This window comes from Cellulosimicrobium sp. I38E, from assembly GCF_001647255.1.
Lineage (GTDB): Bacteria > Actinomycetota > Actinomycetes > Actinomycetales > Cellulomonadaceae > Cellulosimicrobium > Cellulosimicrobium cellulans_E.
Genome location: NZ_LUAZ01000045.1, coordinates 1 through 25,945 on the forward strand (window position 1 = coordinate 1; position 25,945 = coordinate 25,945).

A 25,945-nucleotide genomic window follows, 5' to 3' on the forward strand; every position below is an offset into this window, starting at 1 on the left:
CGGCCGGGGCGGGTCGGCCGGGCCGCCGGGCGGGGCGAAGAGGTCGTCGTCGGCCACGGTTACGAGTCGCTCAGGGTCGCGGCGAGCACGATGAGCATCGCGAACGCCGTGCAGACGGCCCCCACGACGATCCCGGTGACGGCGAACCCGCGCCCGCGCGTCCCGTCGCGCATCACCTGGTTGAGCGCGACGATCCCGAGGACGAGGCCGACGATCCCGGGGAAGCCCGCGCAGAGCACGAGGCTCGCGATCGAGACGATCATCGACGCGAGCGCCAGCCCGTTCGTCCGCGGCGGCGCCGTGTACACGGACCCGTACGGGGGCGGGTAGGCGCCGTAGCCGGGAGACCCGGGGTAGGCGGACGGGTCCGACGGCGGGTACCCGCCGCCCGGTGCGGAGCCGTAGGCGGGTGCGGTGCCCGGGCCGTAGGGCGACCCCTGCCCGACCGGAGCGGCGGGCGCACCGTAGGGGGCTCCCGTCCCGGGTGCCGGTGTGCCCGGGTACCCGCCGCCCGCCCCGGACGGTGCCACGAAACCGCCCTGCTCCGGCGCCGGGGCGCCGGCGTCGGTCGGCGGGTTGTACGGGGTGAGCGGCGGCTGGTGCGGGCGCGGGGCGGCGTACGGGTCGACGGGTTCGTCGGGCGACCCGTACGGCGGGACGGGGGGCGTGGTCATGGACACACCGTAGCGACGGGGGCGGCGCGCCGTCCGCCGTATGAACAGGCTCTTGTAAGCCGTCGCAGATATTGCTACATCTTGCAGCAACGGTACAGCCGGGTGCGTCCTCCACGACGGCGGCACGCGGACCGGCGGCCGACGTCCCGGCACCGACGCCGGGACAGACACGGAGGATCACGGATGCGAACAACGAGGCTCGCAAGATCGCGGGCACGCCTGGCGGGGGCCCTGGCCCTCGCCGTCGCCCTGCCGGGGGCGGCCGGCCTGAGCGCCGTCGCGGCGCCGAGCACGACGACGACCGCGGCGACCGCGACGACGGCCACGACGACCGTCTTCTACCCCGACCGCCCGGGCTGGACGGTGACGAACGTCCACTACGGCGTCGACGGCGCCGCGTGGACGACGGTCCCCGGCGTCCCGATGGCGGACGCCTGCGCGGGCTGGCTCACGGCCGAGATCGACCTCGGCGCGGCGTCCGGGGTGCAGCTCACCTTCAACGACGGCGCCGGGACGTGGGACAACAACCGGGGCGCCAACTACCGCGCGGGCGCGGGGACGGTCGTCGTGCGGGACGGCGCGCTCACGTCGGGCGCGTCGCCGTGCGGCACCGATCCCACGGACCCCACGGACCCCGCCGACCCCACCGCGACGATCTACTACGCGACGTCGTGGGCCGCGCCGAAGATCCACTACCAGGTGGGTTCGGGCGCGTGGACGAGCGTCCCGGGCACGCCGATGACCGCCGCGTGCGCGGGCTGGTTCGCGCACACCATCGACCTCGGCGATGCGAGCGGCGGCCAGGTCGTCTTCAACGACGGCGCCGGGCGCTGGGACAACAACGGGGGAGCCAATTACCGCTACACCGCGGGACCGCAGACGGTCTCGGGCGGCGTCCTCGCGCCCGTCGCGGGGAGCCCGTGCGGTCCCGACGTCCCCGAGGAGCCGGACACGCAGGCGCCCAGCGTCCCGTCCGGGCTCGTCGCGACGGCCGACGGCGTGCGCGTGACGGTCACGTGGGACGCCGCGACGGACGACACGGCCGTCACCGGCTACACCCTCACCCGCACCGGAGGAGCGGGCCCGGTGACGCGGGACGTCACGACCGCGTCGGCGACGGACGTCGGGCTGCTCGAGCGGTCCTCGTACACGTACACCGTGACGGCCGTCGACGCCGCCGGGAACCGCTCGGCGGCGAGCGCGCCCGTCGTCGTCACGACGGGGACGAAGCCCGTCGTCGACCCGGGCACGACGGGCGAGCCGCTCGGCGGGGACCCGCGCGAGGACGCGATCTACTTCGTCATGACCGCGCGCTTCAACGACGGCGTGAGCGAGAACAACCGCGGCGGGTCCCAGCACGTGAAGTCGGGCAACGCGGCGAACGACGACCCGATGTTCCGCGGCGACTTCCAGGGGCTGATCGACAAGCTGGACTACGTCAAGGGCCTCGGCTTCTCGGCGATCTGGATCACGCCCGTCGTGCTCAACCGGTCCGACTACGACTTCCACGGCTACCACGGCTGGGACTTCTTCCGGGTGGACCCGCGCCTCGAGACGCCGGGCGCCTCCTACCAGGAGCTCATCGACGCGGCGCACGCGAAGGGCATCAAGATCTACCAGGACGTCGTGTACAACCACTCGTCGCGCTGGGGCGCCAAGGGCCTGTTCGTGCCGACCGTGTGGGGCGCGCGCGACGGGCAGTGGGACTGGATGTACTCGGCGAAGGAGGAGGGCCGCGAGTACGACCCGATGGAGGAGAACGACGGGAACGACCCGACCCTGACCGCCGCGCAGAACGCGCTCGCGAAGGGCCGCACGTACAACGGCGACCTGTGGTCGACGACCGCCCCGGCGGGGAGCACGTGCTCCGGGTTCGGCACGCCCACGCAGTACAAGAGCCCGGAGGGGTTTCAGATCTACCACTGCCAGTGGCCCTCGCCCACGTCGGGCATGTTCCCGAAGAGCACGTACCACCAGTGCTGGATCGGCAACTGGGAGGGCAAGGACGCGCAGGACTGCTGGCTGCACGACGACCTGGCCGACTTCAACACCGAGAACGCCGAGGTGCAGCAGTACCTCATCGACGCCTACAACCGGTACATCGACATGGGCGTCGACGGCTTCCGCGTCGACACCGCCGTGCACGTCCCGCGCGTCATGTGGAACCGGCACTTCCTGCCCGCGATCCAGGAGCACGCCGTGGCGACGCACGGCGAGAAGGGCAAGGACTTCTACGTCTTCGGCGAGGTCGCGGCGTTCGTCAACGACAAGTGGAACCGCGGCTCCGTGAACCACTCCGCGCAGTTCTACACGTGGAAGGAGCGCAAGGAGTACTCCCTGGACGACGTCGTGGCCGCCGCCGAGCAGTTCCAGTACGAGAACCTCCTGGGCACGGGCAACCAGCCGACGTCGGACAACGCGTTCCTCGGGGGCGCCGACGGCAACACGTACCACGCGCCCGACCACTCGAAGTTCTCGGGCATGAACGTCATCGACATGCGCATGCACATGAACTTCGGGGACGCGGGCAACGCGTACCACAACGGCAAGGACTCGGACGACTCGTACAACGACGCGACGTACAACGTCGTGTACGTCGACTCGCACGACTACGGGCCCAACAAGTCGACCGTGCGCTACGCCGGCGGCACCGACGCGTGGGCGGAGAACATGAGCCTCATGTGGACGTTCCGGGGCATCCCGACGCTCTACTACGGCTCGGAGATCGAGTTCCAGGCAGGCAAGCCGATCGACTGCGGGCCGACGTGCCCGCTCGCGACCACCGGACGCGCGTACTACGGCGACCACCTCGCGGGCGACGTCGTGGCGAGCGACTTCGGCGTCGTGGAGTCCGCGTCGGGCGCGGTCGCGCAGACGCTCCAGAAGCCGCTCGTCCAGCACGTGCAGCGGCTCAACCAGATCCGTCGCGCCGTGCCGGCGCTCCAGAAGGGGCAGTACTCGACGGTCGGCGTGCAGGGGAACATGGCGTACAAGCGCCGGTTCACCGAGGGTGCCGTGGACAGCTTCGTGCTCGTCACGGTGACGGACGCCGCGACCTTCTCCCGCGTCCCGAACGGCACCTACGTGGACGCCGTGACGGGCGACCGGAAGGTCGTGACGACCGGGACCCTGACCGTCCCCGCACCGGGCAAGGGCAACCTGCGCGCCTACGTCCTCGACCTCCCGGGCAACCCTGCGCCGGGCAAGGTCGGGCAGGCGGGGCCGTACCTGAAGTAGCTCGGGAGAGCCTCGACCGTCCCGCCCGCGGCCGTGCGCCGCGGGCGGGACAGCCGCTCAGTCCTCGAGGTCGACGACGACCGGCACGTGGTCCGACGCGCCCTTGCCCTTGCGCTCGTCGCGGTCGATCGTCACGCCGGTCACGCGGGCGCGCGCGGCGGGGGAGAGGTAGGCGAAGTCGATCCGCATGCCCTCGTTCCGCGGGAAGCGCAGCCGCTGGTAGTCCCAGTACGTGTACGTGTGCTCGGCGGGGAGCGCCTCGCGCGTGACCTCGGTGTACCCGGCTGCCCCGAACGCGGCGAACGCGTCCCGCTCCGCGGGCGTCACGTGCGTCTTGCCCGCGAAGTACGCGACGTCCCACACGTCGGTGTCGAGCGGCGCGACGTTCCAGTCCCCGACCAGGGCGACCTGCGCCGCGGGGTCGTCCGCGAGCCAGCCCTCGGCCCGGCCGCGCAGCTCGTCGAGCCAGCGCAGCTTGTACGCGTAGTGCGGGTCGCCGACCTCGCGGCCGTGCGGGACGTACAGGCTCCACACACGCACGCCGCCGCACGTCGCGCCCAGGGCGCGCGCCTCGACCTTCTCGCCGAAGGCGGGCTGGCCCGGGAAGGAGGTCTCGACGTCGTCCAGGCCGACGCGCGAGACGACCGCGACGCCGTTCCACTGGTTCACGCCCACGTGCGCGACCTCGTACCCCGCCGCCTCGAACGGCGCGACGGGGAACTGGGCGTCGGCGCACTTGGTCTCCTGGAGCGCGAGGACGTCGGTCCCGGTCCGCTCGAGGAACGCGACCGCCCGGTCGACGCGGGCACGGACGGAGTTGATGTTCCAGGTCGCGAGGCGCACGGGCTCCACCGTACCGACGTCGGTGTCCGTGTGGCGGCGGGGTCCGGGCGCCGCCGCCCGTAGGCTGTGGCCATGGCGACAGCACTCATCACCGGCGCGAGCGCCGGCCTGGGCCTGGAGTTCGCGTGGCAGCTCGCCACGGCGCGGCACGACCTCGTGCTCGTCGCGCGCGACGAGGCGCGCCTCGAGGAGGTCGCGGGCCAGATCCGGGCCGCCGCGGGCGTGCGGGTCCAGGTCCTGCCGGCCGACCTCTCCGTGCCCGACGACGTCGCGCGCGTGGCCGAGCGCCTCGCCTCGACCGGGGGCCCGGACGAGCGGCCGGTCGGGCTGCTCGTCAACAACGCGGGCTTCGCGACCCAGCAGCACTTCGTGGACGGCGACCTCGACGTCGAGCTCCGTGCGCTCGACGTCATGGTCCGGGCCGTCCTGGTCCTGTCCCACGCCGCCGCCGGGCAGATGACGGAGCGGGGACGCGGCGCGATCCTCAACGTCGCGTCCGTCGCCGCCCTCACGGCCGGCGGCACGTACGCGGCGGCGAAGGCGTGGGTGCGCTCGTTCACGGAGGGCCTCGCCGTCGAGCTGCACGGCACGGGGGTCACCGCGACCGTCCTGTGCCCGGGCTTCACGCACACCGAGTTCCACGACCGCGCCGGCATCGACAAGTCCGTCCTGCCGGACCTCGCGTGGCTCGCCGCCGACCGCGTGGTCGCGACGGCGCTCGCGGACGTGCGGCGCGGCGTCGTCATCTCGACCCCGTCGGTGCGCTACCGCGTCGCGTCGGCCGCGCTGCGGGCGATGCCCCGCTCGGCCGTCCGGGCGATCGGCAAGTACCGGTAGGTGCGCGGCCTCGCTCGTCAGGAGGCGCCCGGCGCCGGGGTGAGCTGCTCGATCAGCGCGGCGTAGCTCAGCTCCGCCCGGCCGGCGGCGATCGCGCGGGCCACCACCGACCCGAACAGCCGCGGGAGCTCCGCGTCGACGCCCAGCTTCTCGCTCACGCGGACCAGGTGGGCGATCCCGCCCGCGTGGGTGGCGAGCGTCGCGTCGTCGGGCGTGAAGGAGCCGCGGTCGATCTGGGCGGCATATCCGGGCAGCCACCCGACCGTCTCCTGCGCGACCTGCGCCGCGAACGGCGTGAAGGCGGACGCGTCGACGCCGGCGGTGCTCAGCAGCGCCACCCCCTGGAGCCAGGCGTTCAGGACGCCCCACATCACGCTGAGGCCGGCGACGTCGTACAGCGCCGACAGGCCGTGGTCGTCGCCGAGGAAGGTCGCGTCTCCGAGTGCGGCGAGGAGGGACTGGTGGGTCTCGAAGGCCGCCCTCGAACCGCTCAGCAGGATGACCGCGTCGGCGGTGCCGATGGTCGAGGGGACCGCCATGATCGCGCCGTCGAGCGAGCGGGCGCCTGCCTGGTCCGCCCACCGGGCCAGCTCGCGGGCCTGCTCCGGGTCGCCCGAGGTCAGGTTGACCAGGACCCGGCCGTCGAGCTCCCCGGAGACCGACGCGAACGCTTGCCGGAGCGACTCGTAGTCCGCGACGCAGACGATGCTCACGGGGCTCGCGAGGACCGCGCTCGCGACCGAGGCGGCGAGCCGCGCACCTCGGGCGGCGAGTCCCTCCGCCTTCGCGGCCGTGCGGTTCCAGACCGTCACCCGGTGCCCCGCCGTCAGCAACGCGTCTGCCAGAGCCCTGCCCATCAGCCCCAGGCCGACGATCGTCACGTCGGTGCTGGTCTCGGTGCTGGTCTCGGTGCTGGTCTCGGTGCTGGTCTGGGTGCTCGTGTGGTGTGCCATGGCAGCATGGTCGACGTTCAGACCGGTCTGAAGGTCAAGGGGGCGTCGTGCACATCGGAGAGCTGAGCCGTCGGAGCGGGGTCAAGGCCCACCAGCTCCGGTACTACGAGGACCAGGGGCTGCTGGAACCGGACCGTACCGCGGGCGGATACCGCCGGTACGACGAAGCCGACCTGGTGAAGGTGAGGCAGATCCGGCACCTGCTCGACGCCGGGCTGTCCACCGAGGACATCCGCTACCTGCTGCCGTGCGCCACCGGGGAGGCTCCGGAGCTCGTGGGATGCCCGGAGCTGCTGACCGCCCTGCGGGCGCGGCTGGATCGCGTGGACGACCAGATCGACACGCTGACCCGGTCCCGCGAGGCCCTGGTCCGCTACATCGACGACGCCGAGCGGGTGGGCGGCGCGACGTACGGGCCCTTCGGCGCGAGCCCGGTGGAGCCGGTCCACGCGTGAGGGGCCGGGAACGCCCGGGCGGTCCTGACGGGCGGCGCCCCGCCGACTACCCTGGCCGTCGTGACTAGTGATCTGGGCTCGACGCTCGCCGACACGCCCCGCGAGCAGCTGCTCGCCCTCATCCGTGAGCTCGCCGTCGTGCACGGCCGGGTGACGCTCTCCTCCGGCAAGGAGGCGGACTACTACGTCGACCTGCGGCGCGTGACGCTGCACCACCGCGCCGCGCCGCTCATCGGGCACCAGCTCCTCGACCTCCTCGAGGAGCGTGGGCTCGGGACGGCGGAGGTCGACGCCGTCGGCGGGCTGACCCTCGGGGCCGACCCCATCGCGACCGCGCTCCTGCACGCCGCGGCCTCGCGCGGGCAGGACCTCGACGCGTTCGTCGTGCGCAAGGCGGCCAAGGCGCACGGCATGCAGCGGCAGATCGAGGGCCCGGACGTCGCCGGCCGCAAGGTCGTCGTGGTCGAGGACACCACGACGACGGGCGGGTCTCCGATCACGGCGATCGAGGCCGTGCGCGCCGCCGGTGGCGAGGTCGTCGGGGTGGCGACGATCGTCGACCGCGCGACGGGCGCGGGCGAGAAGATCGAGGCGCTCGGCGTGCCGTACCACTTCCTCTTCAGCCTGGAAGACCTCGGCCTCGCCTGATCCCGGTCCTCCCGCCGACGCCCCGTGGCCACGCCACGGGGCGTCGTCGTGCGAGCAGCCGCGCGACGAGGCACGCGTCACACCGAGATAGGTCAGCCTTACCTTGCTTTGGTGAGGCGAGCCTTATATGGTCCGTCACGACGGAGCGTCAGAACGCTCCGCGTCGTCGGTCCCGCTCCCGCCGGGACCTCGCCCGGACCAGCACGGGAGACCTTGTGCGCACTTCATCGTCGAGACGCGTCCGCCGCGGCCTCGCCTCCTTCCTCGCCGCGGCCCTCGCCGCAGGCCTGACCGTCGCGGGAGCGGGGGCTCCCGCGCAGGCGGCCCCGTCCGACGTGACGGGCGGCTCGGCCACCTGGAACTTCGTCGACTCCTGGACGTCGTACGTCACCGGCCCGATCGCGCAGGGCACGGTCACGCCGGCCCTCCAAGGGGGCCAGTCCTCCTACGGCCCGGCGTCCGGCACCTACGACGACGGGTCCGGCATCGGCTCCGTGCGGCTCGGGGGCTCGACCCGCTACCAGGGCCACCACGGCGCGCTCGACGTGACCGTCTCCGACCTGCGCCTCGACCTCACCGGGCCCACGACCGGCGTCCTCTACGCCGACTTCGCGGGCACGGTGAACGCCGGAGCGGGCGACGGCGCCAAGGTCGCGGACGTCGCGGTGTCGGCGACGCGCGACGGCGACCAGGTGACGTTCGTGGCGAACGGGACCGTCGCGGCGTCGCTCGGCGACGTCTCCTCCTACTTCTCGTCGTACGCGGGCAAGCCGATCGCGACGCTGACCGCGCGCGTCGAGTCCCCCGAGCCGGCGGCCCCGGCGCAGGCGACGACGACCACGCTCGCCGTGACGCCGGCGGGCACCTCCGTCGCGGGCACGACCGTGACGCTCGCCGCGACCGTCGCGCCTGCCGCCGCGGGCACGGTCGAGTTCCGTGACGGCAGCGCCGTGCTGGGCACCGCGCCGGTGGCCGACGGCGTCGCGCGCCTGGAGACGGCGAGCCTCGCCGCCGGTGCGCACGAGCTGAGCGCGACCTTCGAGCCGACCGACCCGGCGGCCTTCGTCGGGTCCGCCTCCGGCGCCGTCGTGCACACGGTGTCGGAGCCGGTCACGGAGCCTGAGCCCGAGCCGGTCGCCGACCCGGTCGTGACGGTGTCGCCGTCGGCCCCGGTGGACCCCGCGGTCGACACCACGTTCACGATCTCCGGCACGGGCTTCGTCGGCGCCGGCGCCGCGAACGGTGCGTACGTGCTCCTCGGAGACGCCTCGATCTGGGACGGCAACGGCCCGCTCGTCGCGAGCGGCTGGCTCGCCCAGGGCTGGGTGATGCCGCAGCAGGTGCGCTCCGGCGCGTTCACCACGACCCTCACCGTCCCGGCGGGGAAGCTCGACCCGGCCAAGGAGTACGTCGTCGCGACGTCGGCCGCGCACGGCCTCTCGGCGACCGACCGCAGCCTCGACACGTTCACGCCCGTCGCGGTGCAGGGCGCCACGACCCCGGAGCCCGGCTGGGAGCCGTCGATCGAGCTGTTCGCCGCCGATGGCACCACCCCGCTCGGCGACGCCCCGGTGCGCCCGGACGACACGGTCGTCGTCAAGGGCTCGGGCTTCGATCCGGAGGCGAACGTCGCGCCTGCCGGAAACCGTCCGCCGATCTCCGGGGGCATCCCCGCCGGCACCTACGTGGTGTTCGGCAAGTTCGCGCCGGAGTGGCGGCCGTCGCAGGGCGTCGCGTCGTCGGCGCGCAAGGCGGGGTCGCAGCAGTGGGCGCTCGCGTCCGCGGCGCTCGACCAGGTCGACCCGCGCTACCAGACCGCGATCCGCGGCCAGTGGGCCGAGCTGTCCGAGGACGGCACGTTCACGGCCGAGCTCGTCGCGAGCGAACTCGAGCTCGAGGGCGGCCGCTACGGCGTGTATACCTACGCCGCGGGCGGGACGGTCAACGCCGCCCAGGAACTCTACGCGCCCGTCGCGTTCACGACCGAGCCCGCCGCCCCCGTCTGGGAGCCGGAGATCGCAGTCTTCGCCGAGGACGGCGTGACGCCGCTCGGCGACGCCGAGGTCTCGGTGGGCGACACGATCGTCGTGAAGGGATCCGGCTTCGACCCCGCAGCGAACATCGGTGGCCGCGGCGTCCCGATCCCGGCGACGCTGCCGCAGGGCACGTACGTCGTGTTCGGCAGCTTCACCGAGCAGTGGCGCCCGTCCGAGGGCGCCGCGTCGTCGACGCGCAAGGTCGGGTCCCAGGCGTGGGCCCTCGCCGAGCCGGTGCTCGACCAGGTCCCCGCCCAGTACCAGTCCGTGATCCGTGCGCAGTGGACGGACATCGCCGCGGACGGCACGTTCGAGGCACGCCTCGTGGTGAAGAGCCCGGGCCAGCTCGACGGCGGCCGGTACGGCGTCTACACGTACGGCGCCGGCGGCGTGACCAACGCGGACCAGGAGCTCTTCGCTCCCGTCGCGTTCGACGCCCCCGCGTCGCTCACGGTGACGCCCGCCACGACGACGGTCGAGGCCGGCAGCACCGTGCGGCTCGCCGTGGACGGCCTCGTCGAGGGCGACGTCGTCAAGGGCGTGACGTTCGGCGGAAAGGCTGCGACCTTCTCGCGTGACGGCGCCACGATCCTGCTCGCCGTCCCGGGCGACGCCGCGGGGTCCGTCCCCGTCGTCGTGACGTCCGAGCTCGGCGTGACGGGCAGCACGACGCTCACCGTCACGGCCCCGGCTCCGGAGCCCACGCCGACGGTGACGGTGTCGCCGTCGGCCCCGGTGGACCCGGCGGTGGAGAACACGTTCACGGTCTCGGGCACCGGGTTCGTCGGCGACGGCGCGCGGTTCGGCGCGTACGTGGTGGTCGGTGAGAAGTCGATCTGGGACGGCTCGGGCCCGCTCGTCGCGACGGGGTGGCTCCAGCTCGGCTGGGTCATGCCGCAGCAGGTGGTCGACGGCGCGTTCACCACGACGCTGACCGTCCCGGCGGGCTCGTTCGACCCGTCGAAGGAGTACGTGGTCGCGACGTCGGCGGCGCACGGCCTCTCGGCGACCGACCGCAGCCTCGACACGTTCACCCCGGTCGCGGTACGCCAGCCCGCGCCGGAGGCCCGGCCGACCACGACAGCGCTCGCCTCTTCGGCGACCTCGGTCGTCGAGGGCACGGCCGTGACGTTCACGGCGACGGTCACCCCGCAGGCGGCCGGCGCGGTCCGCTTCACCGCCGGGGACACGAAGCTCGGCACGGCGACGGTCGTCGACGGCGTCGCGTCGTACCGGGCGACCGGACTCGCGGCCGGGTCGCACGCCGTGACGGCGACGTTCGTCCCGTCGGACAGCACCGCGTTCGTCGGCTCGGCCTCGTCGCCCGTCACGGTGACGGTGACGGCGAAGCCGTCGGTCCCGACGACGGCGGGCTCCCTGACGTGGGGCGTCAAGGAGTCGTTCCGCAGCTACATCGTCGGCCCGGTCGCGGGCGGCGGGGCGACGACGTCGTCCGGCGCTGCCGTGGTCGACGGACTCTTCCAGTTCGGCCAGGCCGACGGCGGAACGTGGACCGCTGCGAGCGGGCGGGGCAGCGTGAAGTACTCCGGCACGGTCCGCTTCACGGGCCACTCGGGCGCGCTGGACCTCGCGCTGACGAACCCGGTCGTCGACGTCACCGGCCCCGGGGCGGGTCGCCTGCTCGTGGACGCGCGCTCGACGGGGCTCGACGGCTCGACGTTCGACCGCAAGGGCGTCGTCGTCGCCACGCTCGCGCTCGGTGCGCCGACGACGAGCGGCGACGGGGCCGTGACCTACACGAAGGCTGCGGCGACGCTCACGGCCGACGGCTCGCTCGCGTTCTCCGGCTTCTACCCGGCGGGCACCGCGCTCGACCCCGTGACGTTCACCGTCGGCGCGGCGTCCACCGCCCCCGGTGGCGGCGGCACCATCGGCACCCCGGGCACCGGGACGCCGGGGACGCCGGCCGACCCGGCGAAGGCGACGCTCTCGGTGGCGCAGGCCCGTCCGGGTGACGAGGTCACGATCAGCGGCGTCGGGTTCGGCGCGCACGAGGCGGGGATCCGCACGGAGATCCGCTCGACGCCGCGCACGCTCGCGACGGGTGTCACCGCGAACGCGGGCGGCGCCGCGAGCTCGACGGTGACGATCCCGAAGGACGTCGCTCCGGGCGAGCACACGCTGCTGCTGATCGGTGCGGACCACACGGCGTCCGCGCCCCTCACGATCGTCGGCGCCGGCACGACCGGCACCGGCACGGGCTCGGGCAGCGCGGTGGGGCAGCAGTGCTTCGCGCAGGGCGTCAACGGTGCGACCCTCTCGTGGGGCGTGAGCGACCGGTTCCGCGCGTACGTGACGGGTCCGATCGCGAAGGGCTCGGTCTCGACGAGCGGCGTGCAGGACTCTGGCTCGGCGTTCGCGTGGAGCGGCGGCAAGGGCTCGTTCAACACGGACCTCGGCAAGGGGCGCGCGAGCTTCGGCGGCTCGGTGTCGTTCTCGGGCCACGAGGGCATCCTCGACCTGCGGATCAGCAACCCGCGCGTCGTCGTGGACGGGTCGTCGGGCACGCTCGTGGTCGACGTCCAGAGCAGCGACATGGAGGGCGACAAGTCCTCGTCGAGCGGCGTCGCGTTCGCGAGCCTGGACCTGTCGGGCAAGAAGTCGACGTCGGGTTCCACGATCACGTGGAGCGGCGCTCCCGCGACTCTCACGGCCGCCGGGGCGAAGGCGTTCGCCGGGTTCTACGAGGCCGGCACGGCCCTCTCGCCCGTGACGTTCACCTTCCCGGTCGGCGGCGACGTCGAGTGCGACGCGTACTCCGGTGCGCTCGCCTCGACCGGGACGGACGCGGGCAGCCTCGCGCTCCTCGCCGGGACCCTGCTCCTCACGGGCGGGGCGATCCTCACCGTGCGGCGCCGTCGCGCCGGTCGCGCGCAGGCGGTCACGCTCGCCTGAGCCACCGCCCACGCACGACGGCGCCCGGTCACCTCACGAGGTGACCGGGCGCCGTCGCATGTGGTGCCGGTGGAGCGTCAGACCAGGTCGACGAGGTCCGCGACGGAGTCGACGACCTTGCTCGGCCGGAACGGGAACCGGTCGACGTCGGACATCTTCGTCGACCCCGTCATGACGAGGTACGTGTACAGCCCGGCCTCGATGCCCGCGACGACGTCGGTGTCCATGCGGTCGCCGATCATCGCCGTCTTCTCCGAGTGCGCGTCGATCCGGTTGAGCGCCGAGCGGAACATCATGGGGTTGGGCTTGCCGACGAAGTACGGCTTGCGGCCCGTCGCGGCCGTGATCATCGCCGCCACGGCACCCGTCGCGGGCAGCGGGCCCTCCTGGGACGGCCCGGTCGTGTCCGGGTTGGTGCAGATGAACCGCGAGCCGCCGAGGATGAGCCGGATCGCCTTGGTGATCGCCTCGAACGAGTACGTGCGCGTCTCGCCCAGCACCACGTAGTCCGGGTCCGACTCGGTGAGCGTGTAGCCCGCCTCGTAGAGCGCCGTCGTCAGCCCCGCCTCGCCGACCGCGTACGCGCTGCCGCTCGGGATCTGGTCGCTGAGGAACTGGGCGGTCGCGAGCGCCGACGTCCAGATCGACTCCTCGGGGACGTCGATGCCCGACGTCGCGAGGCGCGCGCGCAGGTCGCGCGCCGTGAAGATCGAGTTGTTCGTGAGGATGAGGAACGGGCGGCCCTTGTCGCGCAGCGCCCGCACGAACTCCGGAGCACCGGGGATCGCGTGCCCCTCGTGGACGAGCACGCCGTCCATGTCCGTCAGCCAGCTCGTGATCTCTCGCGTCATCTCAGGCGTCCTTCCCGTCCTTCTCGTGCCCGACGGCGGTCGTGCCCTCGGTGACGGCGTGCTCGCCGCCGGTCCCTGCCGCGTCGGCGGCGATCTGCGCCTCGAGCGCCGCGGCGCGCTTCTCGGCGCGGCGCCCGCGCCAGACCTCCACGATCATCGGGATCACCGAGAGGAAGACGATGAGCAGGACGAGCGCCTCGATGTTGTCCTTGACGAACGTGATGTTCCCCAGCAGGTAGCCGAGCCACGTGAGGCCCACGGCCCACAGCAGCGCGCCGAGCGCGTTGAACCCCACGAAGTGCCGGTAGTGCATCTTGCCGACGCCCGCGGCGACCGGCGCGTACGTGCGCACGATGGGCACGAAGCGCGCGATGACGATCGTCCGGCCGCCGTACTTCTCGAAGTAGGCGTTGGTCTGGTCGATGTACTTGCGCTTGAAGAACCGCGAGTCCGGCCTGTCGAACACCTTGGGCCCGACGGTGCGCCCGATGAGGTAGGCCGTCTGGTCGCCGAGGAACGCCGCCGCGAAGAGCAGGGCCAGCAGCACGGGCAGGCTGATCTGGAGCGAGTCCTGCGCGACGAGCGCACCCGCGGTGAACAGCAGCGAGTCGCCCGGCAGGATCGGGAAGAGCAGGCCGGTCTCGACGAAGATCACGACGACGATGCCCACGAGCGCGGCGTCGCCGAAGCGCTCGATGAGCGACATCGGGTCCATCCAGTCCGGGCCCAGGGCGGCGACGGGCCCCGCGGCACCGAGGCTCGCGGCGTGCGCGGCCCCGGGCAGGGCGGAGGCGAGCTCGGCGAGGGTGTTCACGGGTCACCAGCGTAGTGGGGGCGGCGGTGCCGACCCCGACGCAGGGTGTGCACCGGCCGTGAAGGTCCCACGGGGCCGGAGCGGTGGAGCGGGTACCGGCAGAATGTCCGCCATGGCGAGCATCGCGGTGGTGGGCGGGACCGGTGCGGCGGGTCGCGCCGTCGTGCGGGAAGCAGCCACGCGCGGCCACGACGTACGCGTGCTGTCGCGGCACGCGCCCGACGACGGCGCGCGGGTCCCCGGGACGGCGCACCACCGTGTCGACCTCCTCGCACCCGACGACGGCACGGTCGCAGCCGCGCTCGACGCGGCGCTCGCCGATGTCGACGCCGTGGTCGACGCGAGCAACGGGATGTCGCCGGGGGCGATGAAGGTCTTCACGGTCGGTGCGCAGCGGCTCGCGGAGGCAGCACGCCGCGCCGGGGTCGGACGCGTCGTCGTGCTGTCCATCGTGAACGTCGACCAGGGCGACTACGGGTACTACCGCGCCAAGGCGGAGCAGGAGCGCGTCCTCGCCGCGGGGGGCGTGCCGACGACGGTCGTGCGCGCGACGCAGTTCCACGAGTTCCTCGAGCTGTTCCTCGGGCGCGACGGGCGGCTCGGCCGGTGGGCGCGCCTCGGCCTGCTGCCCGTGCCGCGCGGGGTGCGGTTCCAGCCGATCGCGCTCGCCGACGTCGCGCGGGCGCTCGTCGACGCCGCCGAGGGGACGCCCCCCACGGGCGGGGCGCCAGGACCCGGCCCCGACGCGACGACCGTGACGATCGGTGGCCCGGAGGTCCTCGACGCGCACGACATGGCGCGCGCGTGGCGCACCGCGCACGGCTCGCGCCGCCCCGTCGTCGGGGTGCCGCTGCCCGGCCCGCTGGGCGAGTTCTTCCGTGCGGGCCACAACCTCGTGCCCGAGCACCGCTACGGGACGCTCAGCTACCGCGAGTGGCTCCGGGAGCGCGCGTGACGCCGTCCGACGGGGTGCGCGCGGAGCCGCCCGGAACGCGACCCGCCGCCGGGTCCGACGGCGAGCGCACCGACGAGCGCGCCGACGAGCGCGAGGTGGGGGTCGGGCCGTGGCCCGGCGGGCCGGACGCGTGGCCGCGCGTCCCGGACCCCGGGGGCTCGCCCGGGGCGTCGCGCCTCGACCCCCGCTACGACCCCGAGCTGCTCGCGCACGGCGACCGGCGCAACGTCGTCGACGCCTACCGCTACTGGACCGTCGAGGCGGTCGTCGCCGACCTCGACGCGCGCCGCGACCCGGGGCGGTCGCTCCACGTCGCGATCGAGAACTGGGCGCACGACCTCAACATCGGGTCCGTGGTGCGCACGGCGAACGCGTTCAACGCAGCGGGCGTGCACGTCGTCGGGCGGCGCCGGTGGAACCGCCGCGGCGCGATGGTCACCGACCGCTACCTGCACGTGCACCACCACGCGTCCGTCGACGACCTCGCCGCCTGGGCCGCGGGGGAGGGGCTGCCCCTCCTGGGCGTCGACAACCTCCCGGGGTCCGTCCCGATCGAGGGGTACGCGCTGCCCGCGTCGTGCGTGCTGCTGCTCGGCCAGGAGTCGACCGGGCTGACGCCCGAGGCGGTCGCCGCGTGCCGCGACGTCCTGCACATCACCCAGCACGGCTCGACCCGCTCGATCAACGCCGGCGCGGCGGGCGCGATCGCCCTGCACGCGTGGGCGGCCCAGCACCTGCGGCCGGACGGCGCGCCCACGTAGAACCGTGGTCACCGGGCGACCACAGGTCGAACGGCCCTGACGCCCGCGCTGTCATCCATGCCAGACTTTGACCCGACAGTCCACCCCGCACGACTCCACAGGAGCTTCGCATGCCCATCGCTACCCCCGAGGTCTACGCCGAGATGATCGACCGGGCGAAGGCAGGCTCGTTCGCCTACCCGGCCGTCAACATCACCTCGTCGCAGACCATCACCGCCGCGCTCCAGGGCTTTGCCGAGGCCGAGTCCGACGGCATCATCCAGGTCTCCGTGGGCGGCGCCGAGTACGGCTCGGGTTCGACGGTCAAGGACCGCATCGCCGGTTCGCTCGCGCTCGCGGCGTACGCGCGCGAGGTCGCGAAGAACTACCCCGTGCAGATCGCGATCCACACCGACCACTGCGTCAAGAAGAACCTCGACTCGTGGGTCCGCCCGCTCCTCGCCATCGAGGCCGAGCAGGTGAAGAACGGCGGCCTGCCGACGTTCCAGTCGCACATGTACGACGGCTCGGACGTCCCGCTGGACGAGAACCTCACCATCGCGGCGGAGCTCCTCGAGCTCTCGCAGGCGGCGCGCACCATCCTCGAGATCGAGGTCGGCGTCGTCGGCGGCGAGGAGGACGGCCACGAGGCCGAGATCAACGAGAAGCTCTACACGACGGTCGAGGACGGCCTCGCGACGATCGAGGCGCTCGGCACGGGCGAGAAGGGCCGCTACCTGACGGCCCTCACGTTCGGCAACGTGCACGGCGTGTACAAGCCGGGTGCGGTCAAGCTCCGCCCGGAGATCCTCAAGGAGATCCAGGAGGCCGTCGGCGCGAAGGTCGGCAAGGCGAACCCGTTCGACCTCGTCTTCCACGGCGGCTCCGGCTCCACGGCCGAGGAGATCTCGGCCGCGGTCGACTTCGGCGTCATCAAGATGAACATCGACACCGACACGCAGTACGCGTTCACGCGTCCGGTCGTCGGCCACATGTTCTCCAACTACGACGGCGTCCTGAAGGTCGACGGCGAGGTCGGCAACAAGAAGGCCTACGACCCGCGCGCCTGGGGCAAGCTGGCCGAGGCCGGCATGGCCGCCCGCATCATCGAGGCGTCGCAGCAGCTGCGCTCGGCGGGCAACAAGATCCGCTGACGCCCGCAGGGGTCGGCGGAGAGCCGGCTCCGGGTGCACCGAAGGCCCCCGGTCCGTACGGACCGGGGGCCTTCGTCGTGGTGCGTGACGCCGGGCCGTGACGTGAGGTCGTGCCGGTGGGTCGTGACCGGTGCCGGCGGGTCGTGACCGTGCGGCGCGCGCGGCGACCTCAGTCCGTGGCGTCGGAGCCGTCGCCCGTGCCCGAGGGCTCGTCGAGGTCGAAGCCGGGGTCCACGTCGACGATGTCGAGCAGCTCGCCGATGCGGGTCACCTCGAGGAGGAACCGGACCGTCGGCGGGGCACGCAGGACGCGGACCCGGTGCGGGCCGCGCGAGGCGAGACGTGCGAGGAACGCCACACCGGACGAGTCCATGAAGGTCACGTGGTGCGCGTCGATCTCGACCGGGAGCCCGGAGTCCTCCGCCGCGGCGGTCGCCTCCTGGAGGTCGGCGCCGAGGTCGGCGTCGATCTCTCCCGACAGCACGATGCGGGCGCGCGTCGTCCCCACGATGACGTGCACGCTCGCGGGGTCGCCCGCCCCTGCGGGGTCGCCGGCGACGCCGACCGGACGGTCGGCGGCCGAGGGTGTACCTTCGCGCACCGGCGCTCCTCTCTGCGTGGTCCCGACCCGTTCCGGTCTCGGGAAGCACCAATCTACGGTTGAATGTCCAGTCGGGACAGTAACGCGACCGTGGCGTCCGTATCCAGACGATCGACGCACGGACCGTCGGAGGTGACGATGGGCAGCTCGCCGGGGCTCGGCACCGACCTGCCCGCGCACGTCCGGGAGCTGTGCACGCGGGCGATGGAGGGTGCCGGCGTCGCGATGTTCGTCACCGGCCCGCGCTCGGACGAGATGCCGATCGTGTGGGTCAACGCTGCGTTCGAGCGCCAGACCGGGTTCGCCGCCGCCGAGGTGCTCGGCCGCAGCCCGCGCGTGCTCGAGTCGCTCCTCACCGAGCCGGTGGAGGCCCAGGAGCTGCGCGCGGCCGTCGCGGAAGGGCGTGAGATCACGCACACCGTCCGCACGCTGCGGCGTGACGGCTCGCCGGTGTGGACGCAGCTCTCGCTGTCCCCGCTCGCCGCGCCGGACGGCACCGTGACCCACTGGGTCGGCGTGCAGGTCGACGTCTCCGAGCACCTCGAGCGGTACGCGGCCCAGGTCGCGTCGCTCGCGCTCGAGCGGCGCGAGCGCGCGGTGCTCGACGTCGTCTCCCGCAGCTCGGACCTCCTCGCCGACCTCGACCAGCCCTACGCGCTGCGCGACATCACCGAGCTCCTCGCCGGGTACGTCGTCGACTGGGCCGGCTTCTACCTCAACGACGACGGGCTCCGGTACGCGGAGGGCGTCGACACCGCCGCGCCCCCGAGCGGGCGCGGGCAGCGGCACGGCCGCTACACGCCCGGGGCGTTCCCCGTCGCGCCCGGCCTGCACACGACCGACGCCCTCGGTGACTCCGCCGCCGTCACCGGGTCGGTGCCGCGCGTGCGCCTCGTCGACGTGCCGGACCGCGTCCAGGACGTCCTGGACGGGCGCATCGAGGGCCCCGTGACCCTCGACCTCTCCGCCACGTACCCGCAGTGGTCGGCCTCCGGCTGGCTCCAGCGCGACCTGCACCACCGGCTCTCGGGCCTGCCGCACCGGCCGGGCTCCGTGACGGTCACCGCCGTGCCGGGACGTCGGCGCATCCTCGGCCTGCTCGTCACGGGCGACGTCCCTGACGCGCCGCTCCACGGGCTGGGCACGGAGGCCGAGGCGCGCGAGGGGGTGCGCACGCTCCTCCAGATCATCGCGCGCCGCGCCGGCACCGCGATCGACAACGTGCGGCTCTACGCGCGCGAGCACCGGCTCGCCGAGACGCTCCAGCGCGCGATGCTGCCCGAGCAGGCCGACGTGACCGGCCTCGACGTGTGGACCTACTACGCGCCCAACTCGGAGCACGCCCAGGTGGGCGGCGACTGGTACGACGTGCTCCAGATCGCGCCCGACGTCGTGGGCCTCGTGATCGGCGACGTCGTGGGCCACGACGTCGAGGCGGCGGCCGCGATGGGCCAGCTCCGCTCGGTCGTGCGGTCGTACGCCTACGAGCTCACGACGCCCGGGCCGGTGCTCGAGCGCGTCGACCAGCTCGTCCAGGGCATGCGCATCCCGCGCTCCGCGAGCCTCGTGTACGCGGCGCTCACGCAGCCGGACGCCGCGCAGCCCGAGGACGCGTGGCGGATCGAGTACTCGCGCGCCGGGCACCTGCCGCCGCTCCTGCTGCGCGACGGCACCGTGACGCAGCTCGACGACGCCGGGGGCGCGCTCGTCGGGTTCGGCGGCCGGAGCCGGTCGACGGGCGTCGCGGCGCTCGCGCCGGGCGACACGCTCGTCTTCTACACCGACGGCCTCATCGAGCGCCGCGACCGCGCGCTGCGGGTGGGGCTCGAGGCGCTCGTCGCGGCGTCCGAGGCCGTCACGGCCGTCGACGCCGCGGGCGTGGGCGAGGAGCTGCTCTCGCGTCTCGCGGACGCCCCCGAGGACGACGTCGCGCTCGTCGTCGTGCGCATCCCGGACCCGGTGCACGACGCGTCGGCCGTCGTGCTGAGCCCGCGCAGCCGCCGGTGGCTCCTGCCCAGCGAGCCCGCGTCGATCGGGCGCGCCCGGCACGCCGTCGTGCGCACGTGCCAGGCGTGGGGCGTGCGCGACAGCGCGAACGCGGAGCTCGTCGTCTCGGAGCTGGTGGCGAACGGGGTGCTGCACGGCTGGGGGCACCTCGCGCTGCGCCTCTTCGACACCGGCGACGGCATCCGCGTCGAGGTCGAGGACTCCAACCCGGCACCGCCCGTCCCGACCGACGGGCACCCGAACCGCATGGGCGGGTTCGGCATGCAGATCGTCGAGCGCCTCGCGGACTGGGGCTGGCGCCCGACGGCGTCGGGCAAGCTCGTCTGGGCCACGCTGCGCCCGTCGGGGCGGTAGGAGCGCCCGGGAGCGTCAGGCCGGGGGCTCGACCTTCGCGAAGCCGGACGGCGGCGTCGCGGGCTCGCAGCGGTGGTCGGAGTCGATGCGGAACAGCTCGAGCGCCCCGCAGACCTCCAGCACGAACAGGTCGCGGTCGTCGCAGCCGCGCAGCACCGTGGCGCCGCCCCGCTTGCGCCCCGAGTCCGCGAGCGAGATGAGGAACGCCGCGCCGGTGGAGTCCATGAACGTCACGCGGCACATGTCGATCACGAGGAGCTGGCGACGCAGCCCGACGACGCGCGCGGCGATCTCCGGGAACTGGTCACGCTCGGCGAGATCGAGGTCTCCGGCGATGACGAGGGTCGTCGTCGCGGGGGACGTGGCGATCTCGATCATGCCGTCGACTCTAATCGCCGCCCGGGTGGGTCGCGCGTCCACCGCCCCTGCACGGCGGTCGCGCGACCCGGGCTGGTCAGCGCAGGGCGCGGACCTCGTCGGCCGACGTGCCGGAGTCGCGCAGGAACTGCTCGCAGCGCTCGGCCTCCTCGACCTCGCCGAGGTACGCCGCGCACTCGGCGAGCGCGAGCAACGCGCGCAGGAAGCCCTGGTTCGGGACGTGGTCGGCGGGGATCGGGCCCTGGCCGCGCCACCCCGCGCGGCGGAGAGAGTCGAGACCGCGGTGGTACCCGGTGCGCGCGAACGCGTACGCCGTCACGGCGCCGCGGGACCCGTTCTCGTGGAGGAAGTCCTCCGCGAGGTACGCCCACGCGAGCGAGCTCGCGGGCGAGCGCCCGGCGATCTCGTACGGGTCGCCGTCGGCCGCGATGGCGTCGCGGACGTGCGCGAAGTCGTCGGGCAGGCGGACCGGCGCGGGGCCGTCGAGGAGGTTCGCGTGCGTGTCGCTCATGGGCCCATTCTGCCCGCCCGGGGTGGCCGCGGCACCGGAAGGTGCCGAGCCCGCGGATGCAGGCAGGTTCGGCACGCGAACCCCTCGGTATCCCCGGGCTCGGCGGACGCGCCGTGGACGACGGACGCCCGAAAGGTCAATGGCCGGTAAACTCGGCGCCGGTCCCCGAGTGACTGCCGCCCGGGTGACGCCTCGGGCCCGCGGGCCCAGCGCCGTCGGGCACGACCTGCCCGCTCCGCTCCGGACGCCGGTGCGCCCACGACCATGACCGGCCCGAGGAACAGGCAGTGCGAAAGTGGGGATTCCATGCCAGGCGTGGTGCTCGTCGGTGCCCAGTGGGGCGATGAGGGCAAGGGCAAGGCGACCGACCTGCTCGGCTCCCGGGTCGACTACGTGGTCAAGTTCAACGGCGGCAACAACGCCGGCCACACGGTCGTCATCGGGGACGAGAAGTACGCGCTCCACCTGCTGCCGTCGGGCATCCTGTCCCCGGGCGTCACGCCGGTCATCGCGAACGGCGTCGTCGTGGACATCGAGGTGCTGTTCCAGGAGCTCGACGACCTGATCTCGCGCGGCGTGGACGTCTCCCGCCTGCTGGTCTCGGGGTCGGCGCACGTCATCGCGGGGTACCACCGCACGATCGACAAGGTGAGCGAGCGGTTCCTCGGCAAGCGCCGCATCGGCACGACCGGCCGCGGGATCGGCCCGGCCTACGCGGACAAGATCAACCGCGTCGGCATCCGCATCTGGGACCTCTTCGACGAGAAGATCCTCGCGGAGAAGATCGAGGGCTCGCTCGACCAGAAGAACCACCTGCTGGTGAAGGTCTACAACCGCCGTGCCATCACGGTCGACGAGACCGTGGCCGAGCTGCTGCAGTACGCCGACCGGCTCAAGCCGATGGTCGCGGACACGGCGCTCGAGCTGAACAGGGCGCTCGACGCGGGCAAGAACGTCCTCTTCGAGGGCGGGCAGGCCACGATGCTCGACGTCGACCACGGGACGTACCCGTTCGTCACGTCGTCCAACGCGACCGCGGGCGGCGCGCTCACGGGCTCCGGCGTCGGGCCGACGCGCATCAGCTCCGTGATCGGCGTCATCAAGGCGTACACGACGCGCGTGGGCGAGGGCCCGTTCCCGACCGAGCTGTTCGACGCGAACGGCGAGTACCTGCTCAAGCAGGGCGGCGAGTACGGCGTGACGACCGGCCGCGCGCGCCGCTGCGGCTGGTACGACTCGGTGATCGCTCGCTACGCGACCCGCGTCAACGGCATCACCGACATGGTGCTCACCAAGCTCGACATCCTCACCGGCTTCGAGAAGGTCCCGGTGTGCGTCGCGTACGACGTGGACGGCGTCCGCTACGACGAGATGCCGCTCGACCAGACGGCGTTCCACCACGCGAAGCCGATCTACGAGGAGCTCGACGGCTGGTGGGAGGACATCTCCGGCGCCCGCACGTTCGAGGACCTGCCGACGAACGCCCAGCGCTACGTGCTCGCGCTCGAGGAGATGTCGGGCACGCGCATCTCCGCGATCGGCGTCGGCCCGAGCCGCGACGCGATCATCCCGCGGCACGACCTCATCCACTGAGCCGCCGTCCCTGAACCGACGACGTACGCCGACCACGGCCCGGACGCCCCGTGGGGCGTCCGGGCCGTCTCGGTAGACTCGGCGCCCGTGAAGATCCTCGTCGTCGGGACCGGTGCCCGCGAGCACGCCATCGTCCACGCCCTCGCGCACGAGGCCGACCGCCCGGGCGCCGAGCCCCACGAGCTGCACGCCGCTCCCGGGAACCCCGGCATCGGGGGCCTCGCGACGCTGCACGCCGTCGACCAGAACGACGGCGCCGCGGTGGCCGCGCTCGCCACGCACCTGGGCGTCGACCTGGTCGTCGTCGGCCCGGAGGCGCCGCTCGTCGCGGGCGTCGGGGACGCGGTGCGCGAGGCCGGGATCCCCGTGTTCGGGCCGAGCGCCGAGGCCGCGCGCCTCGAGGGCTCCAAGGCGTTCGCCAAGGACGTCATGGCGGCGGCGTCCGTCCCGACGGCGCTCGCGCACGTGTGCACCGACGTCGACCAGGTCGCGGCCGCGGTGGACGCGTTCGGCGCTCCGTACGTCATCAAGGACGACGGCCTCGCCGCGGGCAAGGGCGTCGTCGTCACCGAGGACCGGCAGGCCGCGCTCGAGCACGCCGCCGCGTGCTTCGCGACCCCGCGCCGCGCGGCGGACGGCACGCCCGAGGATCCGCGCGTCGTCGTCGAGGAGTACCTGGACGGCCCGGAGGTCTCGCTCTTCTGCGTGAGCGACGGCGCGACGGTCGTCCCGCTCGCCCCCGCCCAGGACTTCAAGCGCGCGTTCGACGCCGACGCCGGCCCCAATACGGGTGGCATGGGCGCCTACAGCCCGCTCCCGTGGGCGCCGGAGGGCCTGGTCGACGAGGTCGTCACGCGCGTCGCGCAGCCGACGATCGACGAGATGGCGCGGCGCGGGACGCCCTTCGTGGGCGTGCTCTACGTCGGGCTCGCGCTCACGAGCCGCGGCACGCGCGTCGTCGAGTTCAACGCGCGGTTCGGCGACCCCGAGACGCAGTCGGTGCTCACGCGCCTCGCCACGCCGCTGTCCGCCGTGATGCTCGCGGCGGCGCAGGGACGCCTCGCCGAGATCGGCGCGCTGCGCTGGCACGACGACGCATCGGTCACCGTCGTCGTCGCGGCGCACGGCTACCCGGGCGCGGTGCGCGGCGGCGACCCGATCACGGGCATCGACGCGGCGGAGGACGTCGAGGGCGTGCACGTGCTGCACGCGGGCACGTCGCGCGCGGACGACGGCGGCCTGGTCGCCTCGGGCGGCCGCGTGCTGTCGGTCGTGGCGCGCGGCGCGGACCTGGCCGAGGCCCGCCGCCGGGCGTACGCCGCCGTCGACCGCATCGTGCTCCCCGGCTCGCACCACCGCACGGACATCGCGGCGAAGGCCGCCGCGGGCGAGGTCACGCTCGCGGGCTGACACCCCGCCGTCGGGCCCACCGGCCCGATCCCAACGCGCCCGGGCGCCCGTCGAGCACGACACCCCACGCCGTCGAGCACGACATGACGGTCGCTATCACGCTGATGGCGACCGCCATGTCGTGTTCGGCGCCCTGGGGTAGTTCAGGCTCGGTGCCACTTCTGGGCCGCGGTGCCGTTGCACGTCCAGATCTGGAGCTGCGTGCCGTTGGTGCTGTTGCTGCCCGGCACGTCGACGCACTTGTTCGCCAGCACGGACACGAGGTCGCCCGCGCCGCTCAGCACGAACTTCTGGGCGGGGTTGCCGCTGCAGTTCGCGAGCTGCACGGCGGTCCCGTCGGCCGTCGCGGCCCACGCCACGTCCATGCACTTGCCGCCCGCGCGGACCGTGCCGTCCGCCTCGAACGTCCACCGCTGCGCGCTCGTCCCGTTGCACGTCCACAGCTGGAGCCGCTTGCCGTCGCTGAAGTCCGAGCTCGGCACGTCGATGCACTTGCCCGCGAGCCCGACCAGCGCGCTGCCCGACCCGCCGCCCGTGGTGACGAGCGAGAGCCCGTACGCGGAGAGGATCGGGTTGACGGGCTGGTAGATGAACTTGCCGCCGTTGGAGCAGTCGTTGATGCGACCCGAGGTGACGCCCTGCGCCTGGTTGCCCGAGATCACGGAGCCGCCGGAGTCGCCACCCTCGGCGCACGCGCTGCCGCGCACGAGGCCGGGGATGTCGCCGTTGCCGTAGTTCACGGTGATGTTCTTCTGCTCGATGACGCCGCAGCGCCAGCCCGTCGTCGCGCCGGACCGGCAGACCGACGCGCCGACCGGCGCCTCGGCGGACCCGGCGACGTCGACCGTGCCGCCCGCGTAGTTGTTCACGCGCGGGACGGGGGAGAACCCGGCGTCGACGCGCACCCAGGCGTAGTCGTGGCCGGGGAACGACGCCGCCTGGACGGTGCCCATGCGCGCCCAGCTCGCCGTGAGGACCTCCTTGCCGGCGGCGCCGCAGTGCCCGGCCGTGACGAAGCCGCCCTGGACGGCGAAGCCGATCGAGCACGCCGAGCCCGACGACGCGCCGGGGTCCCGGGTGATGTACCGGTCACCGCCGCGCACGTCGGCCGTGAGCTCGTACGGCGCGTCGACGACCTCGGTCCGGACGGCGGCCGCGTCGACCCCCGACGCCGCGACGAACGCCGCCGCCGCGGCCGGGTCGAGCGCCTCGACGACGACCTCGTTGGTCGTCACGTCGACGTACCAGGCCTGGACGGCGTCCGGCGTCGACGCCTCGTCCAGCCCGGCGGAGACGCCGTCGAGGTCTGCGAGGCTGCGCTCGACGACGACGGCCTCGGCTCCGGCCGCCTCGACCGCCGGCACGGCGGCCGGGTCGGTGACGGCGACGACGGGCGTCGCGGCGTCGGCGTCGACCCACGTGCCGGCGTACGCCGCGCCCAGGCCGCCGCTCAGGGCCTGCTCGACGGCGCCGGTCGCGGCGTCGAGCGCGAGCCGGTCGGCGACGCCGTCGGCGTCGAGGCCCAGGTCCCGCTCGAGCGCGCGGAGCTGGCCGGGGGACAGGTCGTCGGGCCCGGGGACGGGGCCGGTGAGCAGCGCCGGGGTCTCGGTTCCGACGGTCGACGGTGCGGCGAAGGGCGCGCTCGCGTTCGCCGACGTCGCGAGCCCGATGCTCGCGGCGATCACGCTGATTCCGGTTGCTAGCGCTGTCAGGCGATGGTGCATCGTGCCGTGGTGCATCGTTGCCTCCTCGGTGCGGATGTCGCCCCGCCGTCGTCGGCAGGGGCGGGACAGCGGTGCAGGCGCCCCCGAGGGGGTCGCTCCGATGCGGGCCCCCGACGGTGAGGGAGCGCTCCCACGACCGTCCTGATGGCACAGTAGCGACTCCCGCGGCATTCGTCGCGCCGGCAGGGTGGGCCGGCAGGCCGACCGACCGGTCGTCGGACAGCGTGCCCGCGCCTGTGGAGGGCGGTGCGAGA

20 protein-coding genes are annotated in these 25,945 nt (G+C 73.7%); 11 read left to right on the plus strand and 9 right to left on the minus strand.

What is annotated here, in order from left to right; all coding sequences use genetic code 11:
- Window positions 1-59 precede the first annotated feature (59 nt).
- Window positions 60-674, minus strand: a complete 615-nt coding sequence (locus A0J59_RS14765; RefSeq protein WP_064316609.1) for a DUF4190 domain-containing protein — start codon at window positions 672-674, stop codon at window positions 60-62.
- Between the two features lie 183 nt (window positions 675-857).
- Here A0J59_RS14765 and A0J59_RS14770 point away from each other — a divergent pair, with 183 nt between their 5' ends.
- Complete coding sequence (locus tag A0J59_RS14770; protein ID WP_064316610.1) at window positions 858-3,911, plus strand: carbohydrate binding domain-containing protein; 3,054 nt, start codon at window positions 858-860, stop codon at window positions 3,909-3,911.
- A gap of 57 nt (window positions 3,912-3,968) precedes the next feature.
- On the opposite strand, the gene A0J59_RS14775 is transcribed toward A0J59_RS14770, so the two are convergent.
- Window positions 3,969-4,754 carry an exodeoxyribonuclease III gene (locus A0J59_RS14775; protein WP_053369830.1) on the minus strand — a complete coding sequence of 262 codons (786 nt, stop codon included), beginning with the start codon at window positions 4,752-4,754 and terminating at the stop codon, window positions 3,969-3,971.
- A 72-nt stretch (window positions 4,755-4,826) separates the two neighbouring features.
- Between A0J59_RS14775 and A0J59_RS14780 the strand changes: the two genes are divergently transcribed.
- On the plus strand, window positions 4,827-5,591 hold the full coding sequence (locus A0J59_RS14780; protein WP_064316611.1) for an SDR family oxidoreductase: 765 nt from the start codon (window positions 4,827-4,829) through the stop codon (window positions 5,589-5,591).
- A gap of 17 nt (window positions 5,592-5,608) precedes the next feature.
- On the opposite strand, the gene A0J59_RS14785 is transcribed toward A0J59_RS14780, so the two are convergent.
- Complete coding sequence (locus tag A0J59_RS14785; protein ID WP_082919064.1) at window positions 5,609-6,544, minus strand: NAD(P)-dependent oxidoreductase; 936 nt, start codon at window positions 6,542-6,544, stop codon at window positions 5,609-5,611.
- A 47-nt stretch (window positions 6,545-6,591) separates the two neighbouring features.
- Here A0J59_RS14785 and A0J59_RS14790 point away from each other — a divergent pair, with 47 nt between their 5' ends.
- From A0J59_RS14790 to A0J59_RS14800, 3 genes are all read left to right on the plus strand, one after another.
- The gene (locus A0J59_RS14790) at window positions 6,592-6,999 is read left to right on the plus strand and encodes a MerR family transcriptional regulator (RefSeq protein ID WP_047233589.1); all 408 of its coding nucleotides are present in this window, start codon (window positions 6,592-6,594) and stop codon (window positions 6,997-6,999) included.
- A gap of 60 nt (window positions 7,000-7,059) precedes the next feature.
- A complete protein-coding gene (gene pyrE / locus A0J59_RS14795) occupies window positions 7,060-7,647 on the plus strand; it encodes an orotate phosphoribosyltransferase (RefSeq protein WP_369799781.1) in 588 nt (195 codons plus the stop codon).
- A gap of 215 nt (window positions 7,648-7,862) precedes the next feature.
- The gene (locus tag A0J59_RS14800) at window positions 7,863-12,599 is read left to right on the plus strand and encodes an HtaA domain-containing protein (protein ID WP_064316612.1); all 4,737 of its coding nucleotides are present in this window, start codon (window positions 7,863-7,865) and stop codon (window positions 12,597-12,599) included.
- Between the two features lie 77 nt (window positions 12,600-12,676).
- On the opposite strand, the gene A0J59_RS14805 is transcribed toward A0J59_RS14800, so the two are convergent.
- Complete coding sequence (locus A0J59_RS14805; RefSeq protein ID WP_047233591.1) at window positions 12,677-13,450, minus strand: HAD-IIA family hydrolase; 774 nt, start codon at window positions 13,448-13,450, stop codon at window positions 12,677-12,679.
- Window position 13,451: 1 nt separating this feature from the next.
- Complete coding sequence (locus A0J59_RS14810; RefSeq protein WP_313661642.1) at window positions 13,452-14,264, minus strand: VTT domain-containing protein; 813 nt, start codon at window positions 14,262-14,264, stop codon at window positions 13,452-13,454.
- A gap of 112 nt (window positions 14,265-14,376) precedes the next feature.
- Here A0J59_RS14810 and A0J59_RS14815 point away from each other — a divergent pair, with 112 nt between their 5' ends.
- The 3 genes from A0J59_RS14815 to fbaA all read left to right on the plus strand — a co-directional run bounded on the left by A0J59_RS14815 (window position 14,377) and on the right by fbaA (window position 17,113).
- Complete coding sequence (locus A0J59_RS14815; protein WP_064316613.1) at window positions 14,377-15,219, plus strand: SDR family oxidoreductase; 843 nt, start codon at window positions 14,377-14,379, stop codon at window positions 15,217-15,219.
- Entirely contained in the window at window positions 15,216-15,980 is a 765-nt protein-coding gene (locus tag A0J59_RS14820; protein WP_369799782.1) for a TrmH family RNA methyltransferase, read from the plus strand. Before A0J59_RS14815 ends, A0J59_RS14820 begins: the two co-directional genes overlap by 4 nt.
- Window positions 15,981-16,090: 110 nt before the next feature.
- The gene (fbaA, locus tag A0J59_RS14825; RefSeq protein WP_047233592.1) at window positions 16,091-17,113 is read left to right on the plus strand and encodes a class II fructose-bisphosphate aldolase; all 1,023 of its coding nucleotides are present in this window, start codon (window positions 16,091-16,093) and stop codon (window positions 17,111-17,113) included.
- Window positions 17,114-17,282: 169 nt separating this feature from the next.
- On the opposite strand, the gene A0J59_RS14830 is transcribed toward fbaA, so the two are convergent.
- A complete protein-coding gene (locus A0J59_RS14830; protein ID WP_047233593.1) occupies window positions 17,283-17,714 on the minus strand; it encodes an STAS domain-containing protein in 432 nt (143 codons plus the stop codon).
- Window positions 17,715-17,852: 138 nt separating this feature from the next.
- Between A0J59_RS14830 and A0J59_RS14835 the strand changes: the two genes are divergently transcribed.
- Window positions 17,853-20,075 carry a SpoIIE family protein phosphatase gene (locus A0J59_RS14835; protein WP_047233625.1) on the plus strand — a complete coding sequence of 741 codons (2,223 nt, stop codon included), beginning with the start codon at window positions 17,853-17,855 and terminating at the stop codon, window positions 20,073-20,075.
- A 15-nt stretch (window positions 20,076-20,090) separates the two neighbouring features.
- Here the strand turns inward: A0J59_RS14835 and A0J59_RS14840 are convergent, their stop codons facing one another.
- Together A0J59_RS14840 and A0J59_RS14845 are read right to left on the minus strand one after the other, a co-directional pair.
- Window positions 20,091-20,453 (minus strand): STAS domain-containing protein, encoded by a 363-nt coding sequence (locus A0J59_RS14840; protein ID WP_047233594.1) that lies wholly within the window; start codon window positions 20,451-20,453, stop codon window positions 20,091-20,093.
- Between the two features lie 76 nt (window positions 20,454-20,529).
- The gene (locus tag A0J59_RS14845; protein WP_047233595.1) at window positions 20,530-20,964 is read right to left on the minus strand and encodes a DUF3151 domain-containing protein; all 435 of its coding nucleotides are present in this window, start codon (window positions 20,962-20,964) and stop codon (window positions 20,530-20,532) included.
- Between the two features lie 306 nt (window positions 20,965-21,270).
- Here A0J59_RS14845 and A0J59_RS14850 point away from each other — a divergent pair, with 306 nt between their 5' ends.
- Entirely contained in the window at window positions 21,271-22,557 is a 1,287-nt protein-coding gene (locus A0J59_RS14850) for an adenylosuccinate synthase (RefSeq protein WP_064316614.1), read from the plus strand.
- A gap of 87 nt (window positions 22,558-22,644) precedes the next feature.
- A complete protein-coding gene (purD, locus tag A0J59_RS14855) occupies window positions 22,645-23,967 on the plus strand; it encodes a phosphoribosylamine--glycine ligase (protein ID WP_064316615.1) in 1,323 nt (440 codons plus the stop codon).
- A gap of 143 nt (window positions 23,968-24,110) precedes the next feature.
- On the opposite strand, the gene A0J59_RS14860 is transcribed toward purD, so the two are convergent.
- Window positions 24,111-25,652, minus strand: a complete 1,542-nt coding sequence (locus A0J59_RS14860; protein WP_255365240.1) for a ricin-type beta-trefoil lectin domain protein — start codon at window positions 25,650-25,652, stop codon at window positions 24,111-24,113.
- Window positions 25,653-25,945 lie beyond the last annotated feature (293 nt).

Coding starts and splice junctions, on each gene's coding strand:
- A0J59_RS14805 (WP_047233591.1), bottom strand. CDS start 13,450: ATGACGCGAGAGATCACGAGCTGGCTGACGGACATGGACGGCGTGCTC.
- A0J59_RS14780 (WP_064316611.1), top strand. CDS start 4,827: ATGGCGACAGCACTCATCACCGGCGCGAGCGCCGGCCTGGGCCTGGAG.
- A0J59_RS14850 (WP_064316614.1), top strand. CDS start 21,271: ATGCCAGGCGTGGTGCTCGTCGGTGCCCAGTGGGGCGATGAGGGCAAG.
- A0J59_RS14840 (WP_047233594.1), bottom strand. CDS start 20,453: ATGATCGAGATCGCCACGTCCCCCGCGACGACGACCCTCGTCATCGCC.
- fbaA (WP_047233592.1), top strand. CDS start 16,091: ATGCCCATCGCTACCCCCGAGGTCTACGCCGAGATGATCGACCGGGCG.
- A0J59_RS14845 (WP_047233595.1), bottom strand. CDS start 20,964: ATGAGCGACACGCACGCGAACCTCCTCGACGGCCCCGCGCCGGTCCGC.
- A0J59_RS14835 (WP_047233625.1), top strand. CDS start 17,853: ATGGGCAGCTCGCCGGGGCTCGGCACCGACCTGCCCGCGCACGTCCGG.
- A0J59_RS14815 (WP_064316613.1), top strand. CDS start 14,377: ATGGCGAGCATCGCGGTGGTGGGCGGGACCGGTGCGGCGGGTCGCGCC.
- A0J59_RS14785 (WP_082919064.1), bottom strand. CDS start 6,544: ATGGCACACCACACGAGCACCCAGACCAGCACCGAGACCAGCACCGAG.
- A0J59_RS14770 (WP_064316610.1), top strand. CDS start 858: ATGCGAACAACGAGGCTCGCAAGATCGCGGGCACGCCTGGCGGGGGCC.
- A0J59_RS14765 (WP_064316609.1), bottom strand. CDS start 674: ATGACCACGCCCCCCGTCCCGCCGTACGGGTCGCCCGACGAACCCGTC.